Source organism: Kitasatospora purpeofusca (genome assembly GCF_000718025.1).
In the GTDB taxonomy this organism is placed as follows: domain Bacteria; phylum Actinomycetota; class Actinomycetes; order Streptomycetales; family Streptomycetaceae; genus Kitasatospora; species Kitasatospora purpeofusca.
Window position 1 is genome coordinate 166,848 of record NZ_JODS01000007.1, and the last position, 14,752, is coordinate 181,599.

General features: G+C 76.1%; 14 protein-coding genes. 9 read left to right on the forward strand and 5 right to left on the reverse strand.

The window, feature by feature from the left end; all coding sequences use genetic code 11:
* Positions 1-509: 509 nt before the first annotated feature.
* The 4 genes from IF01_RS0113450 to IF01_RS0113465 all read left to right on the forward strand — a co-directional run bounded on the left by IF01_RS0113450 (position 510) and on the right by IF01_RS0113465 (position 4,276).
* Complete coding sequence (locus tag IF01_RS0113450; protein ID WP_037779782.1) at positions 510-1,838, forward strand: MFS transporter; 1,329 nt, start codon at positions 510-512, stop codon at positions 1,836-1,838.
* 114 nt (positions 1,839-1,952) lie between these two features.
* Positions 1,953-2,486: a hypothetical protein gene (locus IF01_RS0113455; RefSeq protein WP_030393597.1), complete on the forward strand. Its 534-nt coding sequence runs from the start codon at positions 1,953-1,955 to the stop codon at positions 2,484-2,486.
* A 10-nt stretch (positions 2,487-2,496) separates the two neighbouring features.
* Positions 2,497-3,438: a futalosine hydrolase gene (locus IF01_RS0113460; protein ID WP_063764202.1), complete on the forward strand. Its 942-nt coding sequence runs from the start codon at positions 2,497-2,499 to the stop codon at positions 3,436-3,438.
* Positions 3,431-4,276, forward strand: a complete 846-nt coding sequence (locus tag IF01_RS0113465) for a 1,4-dihydroxy-6-naphtoate synthase (protein WP_030393599.1) — start codon at positions 3,431-3,433, stop codon at positions 4,274-4,276. Before IF01_RS0113460 ends, IF01_RS0113465 begins: the two co-directional genes overlap by 8 nt.
* A gap of 39 nt (positions 4,277-4,315) precedes the next feature.
* On the opposite strand, the gene IF01_RS50975 is transcribed toward IF01_RS0113465, so the two are convergent.
* Positions 4,316-4,699, reverse strand: coding sequence for a cold-shock protein (locus IF01_RS50975; RefSeq protein WP_030393600.1), 384 nt, complete (start codon positions 4,697-4,699; stop codon positions 4,316-4,318).
* Between the two features lie 499 nt (positions 4,700-5,198).
* Here IF01_RS50975 and IF01_RS0113475 point away from each other — a divergent pair, with 499 nt between their 5' ends.
* The gene (locus IF01_RS0113475; RefSeq protein WP_030393601.1) at positions 5,199-5,453 is read left to right on the forward strand and encodes a hypothetical protein; all 255 of its coding nucleotides are present in this window, start codon (positions 5,199-5,201) and stop codon (positions 5,451-5,453) included.
* A gap of 68 nt (positions 5,454-5,521) precedes the next feature.
* On the opposite strand, the gene IF01_RS0113480 is transcribed toward IF01_RS0113475, so the two are convergent.
* The gene (locus IF01_RS0113480) at positions 5,522-6,151 is read right to left on the reverse strand and encodes an HAD family hydrolase (protein WP_030393602.1); all 630 of its coding nucleotides are present in this window, start codon (positions 6,149-6,151) and stop codon (positions 5,522-5,524) included.
* Positions 6,152-6,281: 130 nt separating this feature from the next.
* Between IF01_RS0113480 and IF01_RS0113485 the strand changes: the two genes are divergently transcribed.
* From IF01_RS0113485 to IF01_RS0113500, 4 genes are all read left to right on the forward strand, one after another.
* Positions 6,282-7,310, forward strand: a complete 1,029-nt coding sequence (locus IF01_RS0113485) for a FecCD family ABC transporter permease (RefSeq protein ID WP_030393603.1) — start codon at positions 6,282-6,284, stop codon at positions 7,308-7,310.
* Positions 7,307-8,353 (forward strand): FecCD family ABC transporter permease, encoded by a 1,047-nt coding sequence (locus IF01_RS0113490; protein ID WP_030393604.1) that lies wholly within the window; start codon positions 7,307-7,309, stop codon positions 8,351-8,353. Before IF01_RS0113485 ends, IF01_RS0113490 begins: the two co-directional genes overlap by 4 nt.
* 15 nt (positions 8,354-8,368) lie before the next feature.
* Positions 8,369-9,211, forward strand: coding sequence for an ABC transporter ATP-binding protein (locus tag IF01_RS0113495; RefSeq protein ID WP_030393605.1), 843 nt, complete (start codon positions 8,369-8,371; stop codon positions 9,209-9,211).
* Positions 9,212-9,298: 87 nt separating this feature from the next.
* Positions 9,299-10,288, forward strand: coding sequence for an ABC transporter substrate-binding protein (locus tag IF01_RS0113500; protein ID WP_030393606.1), 990 nt, complete (start codon positions 9,299-9,301; stop codon positions 10,286-10,288).
* Between the two features lie 33 nt (positions 10,289-10,321).
* On the opposite strand, the gene IF01_RS0113505 is transcribed toward IF01_RS0113500, so the two are convergent.
* From IF01_RS0113505 to IF01_RS0113515, 3 genes are all read right to left on the reverse strand, one after another.
* Entirely contained in the window at positions 10,322-11,851 is a 1,530-nt protein-coding gene (locus IF01_RS0113505; RefSeq protein WP_051755290.1) for a protein kinase domain-containing protein, read from the reverse strand.
* A 505-nt stretch (positions 11,852-12,356) separates the two neighbouring features.
* On the reverse strand, positions 12,357-13,631 hold the full coding sequence (locus IF01_RS48215) for a hypothetical protein (RefSeq protein WP_037779736.1): 1,275 nt from the start codon (positions 13,629-13,631) through the stop codon (positions 12,357-12,359).
* Positions 13,628-14,479, reverse strand: coding sequence for an RNA polymerase sigma factor (locus tag IF01_RS0113515; protein WP_244215501.1), 852 nt, complete (start codon positions 14,477-14,479; stop codon positions 13,628-13,630). The genes IF01_RS48215 and IF01_RS0113515 overlap by 4 nt, the downstream gene beginning before the upstream one ends.
* Positions 14,480-14,752: the final 273 nt, after the last annotated feature.

Sequence of the window (14,752 nt, forward strand, 5' to 3'; positions counted from 1 at the left end):
GCCGGTCGGCCACCGGGCACAGTCCGGGGCGTTCCGGAGTGGATCCGGGGCGTCCGGGACGGGAACGGCGGCCCCCGCTCGCGCGGCGCGGAGCGGAATCCCGCGTCGTCCTCCCGATTCTGGGGCAGGATGGGCATGTGGCGGACGAGAAACCGTCGCAGCACGCACTGCACGCCTCGCAGGCCGGCAGCCCCGACGAAGCGAACGCCGTGCCGCGACAGCAGTCTCCGGTCCACGCCGCGGGGGAACCGCGGTCGGTGGACCCCTCCTCACTGCCCGCCGCAGAGTCGGCCGGCGCCCCTGCGGACGGACCGGACGGCCCTGCCCCGGCCCCGGTGGGGACGGCGGCGGGCGGCGGCCAGGACCCGCCGGACGACCGGGACGGGCCGGACGGGCACGACGAACAGGACGACGGCGACGGCGAGGAGCAGCGCCGGCACTTCCTGGTCCGCACCGCCTCCGCCGCCGGATCCCGGACCGGCAAGGTGGTGCACGGCACCGGCCGCCGGATCCGCCGGGCCACCGCCGCCGAGGGCGCCGGCGAGTCCGGCCTGGCCAAGCTGATCGAGCTGCACGCCCTGAACGCGTTCGGGGACATGCTCATCACCGTGGCGCTCGCCTCCACGATCTTCTTCTCGGTACCGACCGGCGAGGCCCGCGGCCGGGTGGCGCTCTACCTCCTCGTCACCATGGCGCCGTTCGCCCTGCTGGCCCCGGTGATCGGCCCGCTGCTGGACCGGCTGCCGCACGGCCGCCGGGCCGCCATGGCGATGTCGATGCTGGCCCGCGCGGTGCTCGCCTGGACCATGGCCGGCGTGGTGACCGGCGGCGGGCTGGCGCTCTACCCGGAGGCGCTCGGCGTCCTGGTCGCGTCCAAGGCGTACGGGGTGGTGCGCAGCGTCGTGGTGCCCCGGCTGCTGCCCAGCCGGCTGTCGCTGGTGAAGGCGAACTCCCGGGTCACCCTGGCCGGGCTGCTGGCCACCATGGTCGCGGCCGGGGTCGGCGGGCTGCTGCACCTCATCGGTCCCGGCTGGCCGCTGCGCGGCGCCTTCCTGGTCTTCGTGGCCGGCACCCTGATGGCCTTCCACCTGCCGCACACGGTGGACTCGGCCAAGGGCGAGCAGCGGGCCGTGCTGCACGCCGAGGAGCACCCGCCGGGCCACCACGGCGTCCTGCACGGCCGGAACGCCCCCGCGCCGGAGCCCCCGCCGGAGCCGGCCGCGGGGCAGCGGCCCAAGGCCTCGCTGCGCACCGTCGGGCCCTCGGTGATCCTGGCCCTGCGGGCGATGGCGGCGATGCGCTGGCTGGTCGGCTTCCTGGTGATGTTCCTGGCGTTCCTGCTCCGCGAGGAGCCGATCGGCGGCCTGCAGCCGACCCTGGCGCTCGGGCTGGTGGCGCTGGCCGCGGGGACGGGCAACGCGATCGGTTCGGCGCTCGGGTCGTGGCTGCGGCCCCGCAGCCCGGAGATGACGGTCACCGCGATGCTGCTGCTGGCCGGCTGCGCCACCGCCGCCGCCGCGCTCTGGTACAGCACCGTCACCGTGGTGACGGTGGCCGCGGCGGCCGGGATGGCGGCCTCGCTGGGCAAGCTGTCGCTGGACGCGCTGATCCAGCGGGACGTGCCCGAGTCGGTGCGGACCTCGGCCTTCGCCCGCTCGGAGACCCTGCTCCAGATGTCCTGGGTGGCGGGCGGCGCGGTCGGCATCCTGCTGCCGCTGAACGGCGCGCTGGGTCTCTCGGTGGCCGCCGCCGTAGTCGGCGCGGTGCTGCTGTGGACGTTCCGCTCGCTCCTGCGGGTGGGTGTGCGCCACCGGCCCGCCGCGCCCCGGGTGGCGTGAGCGGCCGCCGCGCCGGCCCGCGCCCGGGGCGACGTCCGGGGCGACGTCCGGGGACAACACGCGGTTGCCGACCCCCGCGTAGCGTGATCGCGAAAGCCCGGTAGCCTCTGACGCATGAGCCTCAGCACCCGCGTCATCGCCGGCCTCGGCGCCGTCGTCGTCATCGCCGCCGGCACGGTCGGCGGGTCCATTGCCTTCGCGTCCAGCCAGCACGAGATCAGCGACCACCGCGTCACGCTGGTCGTCGGCAACTCCTCGACGGTCAAGGACCCCTTCTGCTTCAACGAGGGCAAGCCGCTGACCGAGCAGCAGCAGGAGGAGTGCCAGGACAAGGCCGGCAAGGCTCTGGACGAGGGCACCCTCCCCAAGTCCGACGTCACCATGAGCGACCGGATCGGCGTCGGCGTGAGCCCCGACGTGGCCGACCGCGGCTGGTGGGCCAACACCAACGGCGGCCAGCAGGCGCAGGGCGGCCGGTTCATCCTGGCCACCGCGGCCAAGGACGCCACCTACTCGGGCTCGGTGCCGGCCAGCAAGGCGCTCAACTCCTCCGGCAAGACCCTGGTCACCGTGGTCGAGAGCGACCCGAAGCAGCCGGACGCGATCTACGGCGTGTGGTACTTCCAGCTGAACACCCAGGACAGCTGACGGTCGACCGGTGACGGTACGACTTCCCGACGAGCAGTCGGGCCCCGCGCGGGCCCGGCTGCTCGTCGTCGTCGCGGTGCCGGCCGAGGCCGAGGCCGTGCTGCGCGGCCTCGGTGGCACGGCCCGGCGGGTGCCGCTGCCCGGGGGCGCGCTGGACCGGGTCGCGCACCCCTCCGGCGCGACGGTGGACGTGCTGGCCGGCGGGGTCGGCCCGGGCGCCGCGGCGGCCGCCGCCGCCACTGCGCTCACGGCGCTCTCCGCACCCGCCGGTGACCGGTACGACCTGGTGGTCTCCGCCGGGATCGCCGGCGGCTTCGCCCCTGGGGCGCCGGTCGGCACCACCGTGGTCGCCGACGCGATCGTCGCCGCCGACCTGGGCGCCGAGACCCCGGAAGGCTTCGCCGACGTCACCGAGCTGGGCTTCGGGACCGTCCGGCACACCCCGGCGCCGGCCACCGTGGCGCTGGTCGCCGAGGCGCTGCGGGCCGCCGGGGTGGACACCCTGGCCACCGGCGCCGTGCTGACCGTCTCCACCGTGACCGGCAGCGCCGGGCGCGCCGCCGCCCTGACCGCCCGCCACCCGGACGCGGTGGCCGAGGCGATGGAGGGCTTCGGGGTCGCCGAGGCCGCCGCCCGGCACGGGGTACCGGCGTTCGAGCTGCGCACCGTCTCCAACCCGGTGGGCCCGCGCGACCGGTCCGCCTGGCGGATCGGCGAGGCCCTCGGCGCGCTGGAGCGGGCCTTCGCCGCCCTGCCCTGGCCGGCCCTGCTGGCCCTGCCGGTCCTGCCGGCCCTGGACCCGCAGACCCCGCCGATTGCCCAGCCCCCGCAGACCCCGCAGACCCCGTCGGACCCGGTGGCGACCGGGCCGCGGGCCGCCGGGCAACCGCAGTCCCACCGGGCCGACCCGCCCGGACCGCGCCGAGCGCCGAAGGAGGCCGGCCGTGGCTGAACGGCTGAGCGTCGCCTACTCACCCTGCCCCAACGACACCTTCGTCTTCCACGCCTGGTCGCACGGCCTGGTCCCGGGCGCGGACGCCCCCGAGGTCACCTTCGCCGACATCGACGTCACCAACGGCCTGGCCGAGCGCGGCGAGCTGGACGTCCTCAAGGTCAGCTACGCCGCCCTGCCCTGGGTGCTGGACGAGTACACCCTGCTGCCCTGCGGCGGTGCGCTCGGTCGCGGCTGCGGCCCGCTGGTGCTCACCCGCCCGGACAGCGGGGACGACCTGAGCGGGAAGACCGTCGCCGTCCCCTCCGAGCGGTCCACCGCCTACCTGCTGTTCCGGCTGTGGGCGGCGAAGGCGGTACCGGGCGGCCTGGGCCGGATCGTGGTGCTGCCGTTCCACGAGATCATGCCCGCCGTGCGGGACGGCCGGGTGGACGCCGGCCTGGTCATCCACGAGGCCCGGTTCACCTACCGGAACTACGGTCTGCGCAGCCTGGCCGACATGGGCGAGGCCTGGGAGCGGGAGACCGGCCTGCCGATCCCGCTCGGCGCCATCATCGCCCGGCGCTCGCTCGGCGCGGAGCGGCTGCGCGCGCTCACCGAGGCGATCCGCGCCTCCGTCCGACAGGCCTGGGACGACCCGGAGGCCAGCCGCCGGTACGTGCTGGAGCACGCCCAGGAGATGGACCCGGACGTCGCCGACCAGCACATCGCGCTCTATGTCAACGAGTTCACCGCGGAGCTCGGCGAGGAGGGGCACGCGGCCGTCCGCGCGCTGCTCACCCGGGCCGCCGCGGAGGGCCTGGTCCCCCCGCTCGGCCCGGGTGCGCTGGACTTCTGAGCCGCCGCCCGCCCGACCGTCGCCGGTCGGGCGGGTGACTCATACGTCGAACTGCTCGGCCACCGCGCGCAGCAGGACGGCGAGCTTCTGCCCGGCCGGCTTGGCGGGGTAGCGGCCGTGCTGGAGCCCCGGCAGTACCGCGTCCATCATCGTGATGAGGTCCTGGACCAGCGCCGCCATGTCGTCCGGGCTCTTGCGCTGGGCGGCGGCCACCGAGGGCAGCGCCTCCAGCAGCTGGACCTGCATCGCCTGGTCGCCGCGGTGCCCGGCGACCACGCCGAACTCGACCCGCTGCCCCGGCTTGAGCGACGTGATTCCGGCGGGCAGCGCCTTGGTGTGGACGAAGACATCGCCGCCGTCGTCGCGCGACAGGAAGCCGAAGCCCTTCGTCTCGTTGAACCACTTGACCTGGCCGGTGGGCATCTCGAACAGTCCTCGATGTGGGTATGAGGGATCCCGGCCCTGGCCGGGGATCACTGGGTGGGAGAGCGGGCCGACCCGGGGGACGCGCCCTGCGGGGCGCGCACGATCAGCACACTGTAAGGAGCAGACTAACGGTCCGTCACTGTCTCATCCGCGTTCCGCGAAAGTTCCGTACGGAGCCCCGACGGCCACGCGCGACCCGGAATCGGCATGACCCGGGCGCGACTCGACGCTGTCCACTGGCTCACACCTCCGGTCGGAGAGAACGGGGCGCACTGATCGCACCCCTCGGCACAGCCTGCATACCCCCGCCCAGCAGGGATCAAAACTCCCAGCGCCCGGAAAACTGCGCAACGTGACGGGACCGCTCGCCCGCGAAGCGCTTCCGGGGCCGCCCCGGCGGTACCGCGGCGGCCCGCGTCCCGGGCGGCTCTGCGAGACTGGGACGGCCGCCGGACCCGCCGCCGCGGCCGAACCCCGCCGCAGAGGAGCAAGCCCCGTGAGCAGCGCGAGCAGCGTCGGCAGCCAGAGCGCCGACCGAGGCGACGTCTACGTCAAGGCCGGCACGATCGTCTTCGGCATCGGCGCGCTCGCCACCCTGGTGACCTTCGTGCCGCTGTTCCTGCACCTGACGCCGCTGCCGTCGGCCGCGTACTGGCTGAGCATGCTGATGCCGCTCGGCTTCCTGCTCGCCCTGACCGGTCTGCTGCTCTCCGCGCGCGCCCAGCGGCGCCGGGTCCGCGCCGACGCCTGACGGCGCCGCCGCACGGGGTCGGCACGGGGCACCGGCTCGGGGCACCGGCTCTGGCGCCGACACTGGCCTCAGCGGGCGGCCAGGTGCCCGTCGAGCCAGGCCGGGAAGGCCGTGAGGTCGGGCAGCACCACGTCCGCGCCGGCCGCCAGCAGCTCCTCGGCGCCGTACGGGCCGGTCGCCACGCCCACCGCCACCGCGTCCGCGTGCTTGGCGCCCCGGATGTCGCCGAGGTGGTCGCCGACGTAGACGGTGGCGCCGTGCTCGCGCAGGGCCACGCCCTTGGTCTCCGCCCACAGGTCGCCGACCAGCGCGTCCGCGCTCAGTCCCGCGTGCTCCAGGTGGAGCCGGGCGTTCGGCTCGTACTTGCCGGTGATGACCGCGACCCGGCCGCCGTGGGCGCGGACCGCGTCCAGGGCGGCGTGCGCGCCCGGCAGGGCGACCGTCGGCGCGAAGGCGTGGTCCCGGTAGAGGGTGCGGTAGCGGTGGGCGACCGCGTCCAGCTCCTCCGCCGGGAACCAGTTGCGCAGTTCGTCGAGGAGCGGCGGCCCGAGCCGGGTGACCACCAGGTCGGCGTCGATGGCGGTGCCGGTCTCGGCGGACAGCGCCAGATAGGTGGCCCGGATCCCGGGCCGGGTGTCGAGCAGCGTCATGTCGAGGTCGAAACCCACGGTCAGCGGGACGTCCGAGGTCACAGGCATGCCGTCAGGCTATCCAACCGGCCCGGCCGGCCCGACGCCCGGCCGCGGCCTCGGCCTCGGCGGGCGGGGGGATTTGCCCCGGCTTCGACGCGGAACTTAGGTTTGCCTGAGCTATCTGCGAGAGAGAGCCATGACCGACACCACCGCACCCGGAAGAGCCCGGCTGCTGCGCCGCCGAATACTGTGGCTCGCCGCCGCGCTGGCCCTGCTGGCCGGTGCGGTGCTGCTGAGCCTGGCGGTCGGCAGCCGCACCGTCCCGTTCGGCGACACCGTCGACGCCCTGCTGCACGGCGGGGACAGCACCAACGCCGTGGTGATCCGCGAGCTGCGGCTGCCACGCACCGTCGTCGGCCTCGCGGTCGGCGCGGCGCTCGGCCTGGCCGGCACCGTCATGCAGGGCATCACCCGCAACCCGATCGCCGACCCCGGCATCCTCGGCGTCAGCCAGGGCGCGGCGGCCGGCGTGGTGGTGGCGATCTCCGTGTTCGGGGTCTCCACGCTCACCGGGTACGTCTGGTTCGGCTTCGCCGGCGCGGTGCTCGCCACCGTCCTGGTGTACGGGCTCGCCGGACGCGGCCGGGGCGGTACCTCGCCGGTCAAGCTGGCGCTGGCCGGCGCGGCGATCTCCGCGTTCATCGCCTCCCTCAACACCCTGGTGCTCACCACCGACGCTGCCGCGATGGACCAGTTCCGGTTCTGGCACGTCGGCTCGCTCTCCGGGCGGGACGCGGACGTCGCCCGGCAGCTGCTGCCGTTCCTGGCCGTCGGCACGGTGCTGGTCCTGTCGGTGGCGCGCGGGCTGGACGCGCTGGCGCTCGGCGACGACACCGCCAAGGGCCTCGGCGCGCGGACCGGACCGGTCCGCGCGGTCGGCGCACTCGGAGCCACCGTGCTGACCGGGTCGGCGGTCGCGGCGGCCGGGCCGGTCGCCTTCGTCGGCCTGGCCGTGCCGCACGCCGCGCGCGCGGTGGCCGGGGCGGACCACCGCTGGGTGCTGGCCCTCTCGGCCGTGCTCGGCCCCGCGCTGCTGCTGCTCGCCGACACGCTCGGCCGGGTGCTGTTCCCGCCCTCCGAGGTGCCGGCCGGGGTGATGACCGCCCTGGTCGGCGTCCCGGTGCTGGTCGCGCTGGTCCGGCGGCGGAAGGTGGTGGCCGCATGAGCACCGTCGCCCTGCGCGGCTACACCGTGCTGCGGGCCGGACCGGCCTCCTTCCTGCTGCACCGGCGCGCGGCCCTCGCCGCGCTCGGCCTGCTGCTCGCGCTGGCCGCCACCGTCGTCGCCTCGCTCTGCCTGGGCGAGTCCACCGTGGCGCCCGGCGAGGTGCTGAAGGTGGTGCTCGGGCAGCCGAGCCCGCACGAGCTGGTGGTGGGCGAGTTCCGGCTGCCCCGGGTGGTGGTCGGCCTGCTGGCCGGCACCGCGCTCGGACTGGCCGGGGCACTCATCCAGACCGTCGCCCGCAATCCGCTGGCCAGCCCGGACGTGGTCGGTGTCTCCTGGGGCGCCACCGCCACCGTGGTCGGCCTGCTGGCCTACGGCGTGGTCGACTCCACCGGCCAGGTGCCGTACGCGGCCGTCGCGGGCGGGCTGGCGGCCGGGCTGCTGGTGTACCTGCTGGCCTGGCGGCGCGGGCTGCACGCCCAGCGCTTCGTGCTGATCGGCATCGGTGTCTCGGTCGCGCTCTCCTCCCTGACCTCGGTGTTCCTGACCAAGGGGGACGGCTTCCAGGCGCAGGCCGCCAAGGTGTGGATGACCGGCAGCCTGAACGGCTCCGGGTACGACCAGGCCGGCTGGCTGGCCTGGGTGCTGCTGGCCGCAGTGCCGGTGGCGTTGTGGGCGGCGCGGGCCCAGCGCTCGATCTCCTTCGACGACGCCACCGCCGTCGGCCTGGGGCTGCGGCTGGACCGGATCCGGCTCGGCATGGCCCTGCTCGGCGTGGTGCTCGCCTCCTGCGCGGCGGGCGCCGCCGGACCGGTGGACTTCGTGGCGCTGATGGCCCCGCAGATCGCCGTGCGGCTGGCCCGGTCGGTCCAGATCCCGCTGTTCTGCTCGGCGCTGACCGGCGCGCTGGTCGTGGTGCTCGCCGACCTGCTGGCCCGCCGGCTGCTGGCGCCCGTCGAGCTGCCGGTCGGTGTGGTGACCGGGCTGGTCGGCGCGCCGTACCTGATGTGGCTGCTGATCCGCTCCCGCCGTGGAGGTTCCTGAGCCGTGGAGGCCCCGATGCTGCCCGACACCGAGTCCGCCGAGCCCGTGCAGCGGGTGTCCCACCGCCTGGAGGCGCGGGACCTGACGCTCGCCTACGAGGCCCGCACCGTCGCCGAGGGGCTCGACCTGCGGATCCCGGACGGCCGGGTGACCGTGATCGTCGGCCCCAACGCCTGCGGCAAGTCCACCCTGCTGCGCGCGCTGGGGCGGCTGCTGAAGCCGGTCCGCGGCGCGGTGCTGCTGGACGGCGAGGAGCTGGCCCGCGTCCCCACCAAGCGGATCGCCCGGCGGATCGGGCTGCTGCCGCAGTCGCCGTCCGCCCCCGAGGGCATCGCGGTCGCCGACCTGGTGTCGCGCGGCCGCCAGCCGCACCAGAGCTGGTGGCAGCAGTGGTCGGCGGAGGACGAGGCCGCGGTCGCCGAGGCGCTGGAGCGCACCTCGACCGCCGAGCTGGCCGAACGCGGTGTGGACGAGCTGTCCGGCGGGCAGCGGCAGCGGGTCTGGATCGCCATGGCGCTCGCCCAGGGCACGGACATCCTGCTGCTGGACGAGCCGACCACCTTCCTGGACATCGCGCACCAGGTGGAGGTGCTGGACCTGGTCCGGCGGCTGAACGTGGAACGCGGCCGGACGGTCGTCGCGGTGCTGCACGACCTCAACCAGGCGGCCCGGTACGCCGACCACCTGGTGGCGATGAAGGACGGGCGGATCGTCGCCCAGGGACCGCCGGCCGAGGTGGTCACGGCGGAGCTGGTGCGCGAGGTGTTCGGGCTGGAGTCGGTGGTGGTGCCGGACCCGGTGACCGGCACTCCGCTGGTGGTGCCGGGCGCGCCGTGGGCGGCCACCGTGGACGCATAGCCGCTTTTTACGCACCAATTCGGACATAATCGACGCGCTGCCGTGTCCTTCCGCCCGTCTGCGCTGTCCGAGCCGCCCGAGGTGCCGATGTCCCCGATCACCCGCCGCACCCTGCTGACCGCGCTGCTCGGCGGGCTCGGGGGCGCCGCGCTCACCGGCTGCACGGGCCGGCCCGCCGCGCCCCCGCCGATGGACCTCGCGGCCGCCGCCGAGGCCCCCTCCCCCACCGCGCCGCCGAGCGTCACCGTGGCCACCGCCACCGGCCCGGTCACCGTGCCCGGGGCACCCGCGCGGGTCGTCGTGCTGGACACCGCCGAACTGGACTCCGCGCTCACCCTCGGCATCACCCCGGTCGGCGCGGCCCGGGCGGCGGCGGACCCGGCCTTCCCCGACTACTGGCCCGCCTCCCGGCTCGCCCCGATCGCCTACGTCGGACCGATCGGCGCCCCGGACCTCGCCGCCGTCCGCGCGCTGCGGCCCGACCTCATCCTCTCCAACCAGTCCCGCGACGGCGGCCGCTACGACGAGCTGCGGGCGATCGCCCCGACCGTCCTCACCGCCACCACCGGCGCGGCCTGGAAGGCCGATCTGCAGACCCACGCCGAGGCGCTCGGCCGGCAGGACGCCGCGGCGGCGTTCATGGCCTCGTACCAGCGGCACGTCAACCAGGTGACCGCCGCGCTCGCGAACGCCAGGGCGGGCGGCCGGAAGGTCAGCCTGGTCCGCTTCGTCGAGGGCGGCGGGATCCGCCTCTACGGCCGGCAGACCTTCCCCGGCGCCGTCCTCGCCGACGTCGGCGTCCCCCGCCCGGACTCCCAGAACACCGACCGGCCGGACCAGGAGCTCCCGCCGGACCAGCTCGCCAGGGCCGACGGCGACCTGCTCCTGTACGCCGGCTACGGCGACCCGGAGCGCAACGGCCTCACCGCCACCCTCGCGAGCCCCGGCTGGCAGGCCCTGGAGGCCGTCAAGGCCCACCGCGCCTTCCCCGTCGACGACCAGCTGTGGTTCCAGGGCATCGGCTGCACGGGCGCCAACTACCTGCTCGACGAACTCCAGCGCTTCCTCGGCGCCTGACCGGCTCCTGCCCCGGGACACCCGGCCCGGAGCTCAGTCGTCCTGGTCGGCGGTGGCGTTGAGGGAGGTGATGAGGGCCGAGAGACGGGAGTTCCAGTTCTGGTAGGTCGGCCCCTCGATGGAGTGCCGCTTGGCGAGGTCGCGGACGGTGCGCTGGGCGCTCTTCAGCTTGTTCGCGGCGTCGTCGGGCCGGCCCTCGTTGATCTTGGCGGTGGCCTCGTCGAGGGTGCGGAGCAGCTCGATCTGGCGGGCCCGGTCCTTCTCCACCTGGGTCTGCGCGACGCTCTGGCGCAGGGCGTTGATCTGCACCAGCGGGGCCTGGTTGTGCGGCGGCTGGGTGGTGGGGGCGGCCGAGGGCGTCGGGGACGGGGTGGTGGCCGTCGGGGTCGGGGCGGGGGCCTGCGTCGGGGTGGGCGCCGGGGTGACCGGCGCGGTCGTGGTGGGCCGGGCGGACGGCGCGGCGGCGGGCTTGGACGGCTCGTCGAAGGCGGTGAGGGCGAGCATCGCCGCCCCGGCCGCACCGGCCAGGCCCAGGGCCCCGAACACGATCGGCCGGCGGCGGCTCTCCCGCACCGGCTCGGCCGCCGGGAACGGAGCGGCGGCCGGGATCGGCGCCATCACCGAGGTGGCGGCCGGCGGCGCCGGCTGCGGCGGCAGGAGGGTGGTGTGCCGCTGGTCGGCCGACGGCGGCACGGCCTGGGGGAAGGCCGCGGCGAGCAGTTCGGTGGTCGGGTCGGCGGGCACCAGCCCCGGGACGCAGGCCAGCAGTTCGGCCCGCGCGGCGGCGGCGTCGGCGGGGCGGTCGGCCGGGTGCTTGGCGAGGAGGCGCAGCACCGCCGTGTCCAGGGCGGGCGGCAGGCCGGGCCGCCGGACGGAGGGCGGCAGCGGCAGTTCACCGACGTGCTTGTAGGCGATCGCCACCGGGGTCTCGGCCTCGAACGGCGGCGCGCCGGTGAGCATCTCGGTGAGCACGCAGCCGACCGCGTAGAGGTCGGTGCGGCCGTCCACCGGGCTCGCGGTGGCCTGCTCGGGCGACAGGTAGGCGGCGGTGCCGAGCACCGAGGCGGTCTGGGTGAGGTTGTGCGAGGAGCCAGCGCGGGCGATGCCGAAGTCCACCACCTTCACCCCGCCGTCGTGGGTGATCATGATGTTGCCGGGCTTGATGTCCCGGTGCACCAGGCCCGCCGCGTGCGCGTGGGCCAGCCCCTCGCAGACCGCGGCCGCGATCCCGACCGCCTGCTCGACCGGCAGCCCCGGGCGCTGGGCCAGCAGCACGGCCAGCGACCGGCCCTGCACCAGCTCCATCACGATGTACGGCGAGCCCTGGTCCAGGCCGGAGTCGAAGACCATGGCGATCCTCGGGTGGACCAGCATCGCGGCGTGCTGCGCCTCGCGGCCGAACCGCTCGGCGAACCTCGGGTCGTCGGCGAGCCCCCCGTTGAGGACCTTGACGGCCACCTGGCGGCCCAGCACGTGGTCCACCCCGCGCCACACGGTGGCCATGCCGCCGACGCCGAGTATCTCGACGAGCTCGTAGCGCCCGTTCAGCGCGCGTCCGATCACCTGGAACCGCTCCCCTCAGAGGCCCTGTCCGGGGTCCCGGACCGCCTCGTGCACGTGTGCACGATAGCCCCCGGGGGTGACCGGCCCGTCCGCCGACGGCCCACCGCGGGAAGGGGTGGCGGCCGGGGAACCGGGCAGCGGATCCCCGACCGCCGGCTCGTGGTCGTGCCCGGTGGAGGGGCACGATCGGTGCGGTTCGGCAGGTCGAGCGGGTGCCGGCCCGCCCTGACTGCGGGCGGGCGGGCCGGCGGGGTCCGGTCCGTCCGGACCGGCGGCGCGTTCCGGGGTGCGCCGGCCGGTCCGTCCGGTCCGGCCGGGTGGACGGTGGGCACGGGGGGGCCGACCGGCCACCCGGGGTCCGGGTGGAGCGGGTACTGCGGTGGTGCGGGTACTGCGGTGATGCGGGTACGGCGGTGGTGCAGGTACTGCGGTGGTGCGGGGTGGAGCGGTCCGGATGAACGACGGGCCCGGGGGGATTCGCCCGCCGCTCATCCGGAGTTCTGGGTCACCTCCGGTTGCCCGGGGTGCTGTCGGGTCGTGCCGTGCGGTCCGGCCCCGGCCCTACGGGTGGGTCCGCCGCCGGCGGGACGGTGGCGGTCCTCGGTGCGCGGCCGGAGCCGCCGTCGCCGTTCCCGCCGCTGCCCGCGTTGCCCGGACCGGAGCCCGGACCGCTGCCACCGGCCGCGGCCGCGGGGTCGCCGTCCTTGTTCTTGCCGCCCTGGCTGGTGCCGCCCTGACCGGTACCGCCCTGGCTGTTGCTGCCCTGGCTGTCTCCGCCGCCCGGTCCGGAGCCGCCGCCGGACCTGCCCGAGCCCGAGCCGGAACCGGCGCCCGGCCGGGAGTCCCCGGAGCCGGAGCCCTGGCCGGAGGCGTCCTTGTGGTCGTCGTCGCCCGGGTCGCGGAGCGCCCGCGCGCAGTAGTCCGCCACCTTGTCCGGCCCGCCGGCCTCCGCGATCAGCACGCCGAACTGCGGATCCGCGACCAGCAGCCTCGGGCGCTCGCCCTTGCCCGCCCGGTCGGCGAACACCTTGCACAGGGCCGCGTGGGCGGAAGGGGTCGCGGAACTCCGGCCCTCGCCCGGGGTGCGGGCGGGCGTCTCCTCGGTCCGCTTCTCCGGCCCGGACGGATCGGCCGTGGTCGGATCCGCGGCGGCCGGGCCGCCCGAGGCGGTACCGGGACGGGACGGACTGCCGGACGACGCACCGCCGCTCGCGCCACCGGTCGGAGCGGAGGCGGACGGCGGGTTCGCCGGCCGGGCGGCCGGTGCCTCGGACCGCGTCGCCGCGGTGGCCGACGGGGCGGAGGTGTCCGGGGCGACCACCCCCCGGTGCGGCTGGTCCGAACCGCCGCCCAGGGTCACCGGAAGGTTGCCCGTGCCGGCCGCGACCGCGACCCCGCCCAGCGCCGTGGCACCGAGCACGACGGCAGCGGCCTTCGTACTGAAGGCCCTGGTCAGCGTGGCGGCGGCCATCGAACGTCTCCGGACGGGTGCGGGTGCGGCGGGTACTGCTGCGGACGCGAGACGGGCCTCCCGGAACGCGGCCAGGGCCGCTTCCTCCCCGGCCAGTTCGCCCCCCGTCGCCGGCGCCGCGGCGGCGGCGAGCACACGGGCGACCCGGTCTGCCGGTCCGGCTTCGGACCGGGGGGACCCCGTGCGCCCGGTGCTGCCGTCCGGGCCGGTGAGCGAGGCGCCCTGTCCGGCCGGCGGGCCGCCCACGGCACCGGCGAGCAGCTGCTCGGCGGTGTCACGGTCGATCCGACGGGGTCGGTTGGTGCTCATCTCATGTCCTTCAGCGTCGCGGCCCGGCGTTCTGTCACACCTTGGGGAGAACTTTTTCTCGCGGATCTTCCACGGCCCTGCCGCACGGTCCCGCTGCCCGCCGGACCGTTGTCGGGGACCGACCGCGAGGCCGGGATCCCGGCACCCGCCGCACCACCGCCCCCACCTGTCGGGAAGGACTGCTCCAGCAGCTCGGCGAGCCGCTTCAGCCCCCGGTGCGCGGCCATCCGGACGCTGCCGGAGCGCTTGCCGAGCACCTGGGCGGCGCTGTTCGCGTCCAGCTCCATCACCACCCGGAGCAGTACCGCCTCGGCCTGGTCCCTCGGCAGCCGGGAGATCAGCGCCAGCGCGTCCGAGGTGCCGACGGAGGCGAGGGCCGCCCCGGCCGTGTCGTCCCCGCCGGCCAGCTCGGCGAGGTACTCGACCGGCAGGTCGGCGACCGGCCGTCGGCGCCGGGCCCGCAGGTGGTCCAGGGCCCGGTTGCGGGCGACGGTCGCGGCCCAGCCGCGGAAGCCGTCGCCGTCCCCGGAGAAGGAGCCCAGGTCGCGGGCGATCTGGAGCCAGGCCTCGGAGGCGATGTCCTCGGCGTCCTGGGCGTCCTCGGGCCTCCCGCCGACCAGCACCCGCAGATAGCGGAGCAGACCCGGCTGCACGCTGCGGAAGAGCAGTCGGAAGGCCTCCTCGTCCCCTCGCTGGGCGGCCCGGACGGCCTCGGTCAGATCGACGGGGGCGGGGGCCTCGCGCGGGGGCGGGCCGAGGGGAGGGCCTGACGTCGTGACCGGTCCGGACCGGCCGACGGGGCTGTCGGTGCCCGCTCCGGGGCGTTCTGCACTCTGCACCCGCCACATCATGCGCCATCCGGGCGAACGCCCCGGTCCGGTGAGCCCGACCGTTACCCGGTCCGGCCCCGGCCCGGTCCGCGGGCGGCCCCGGGGCGGTCCGCAGGCGCTCCCGGGCCCGGCGGGCACACGTCGCCGGGCCCTTGGACGGACCGCGCGCGGGGCGAAGGTCCCGGGACCTGCTGGCCTTCGCCCGCGGCCGCGCGACCGCCGCCCTGCCTACGTTGTAGGTGAACGATCCGTTCCGGCCGCCGCCGCCCGCGCCCAGCCCCTCCCCCGCCC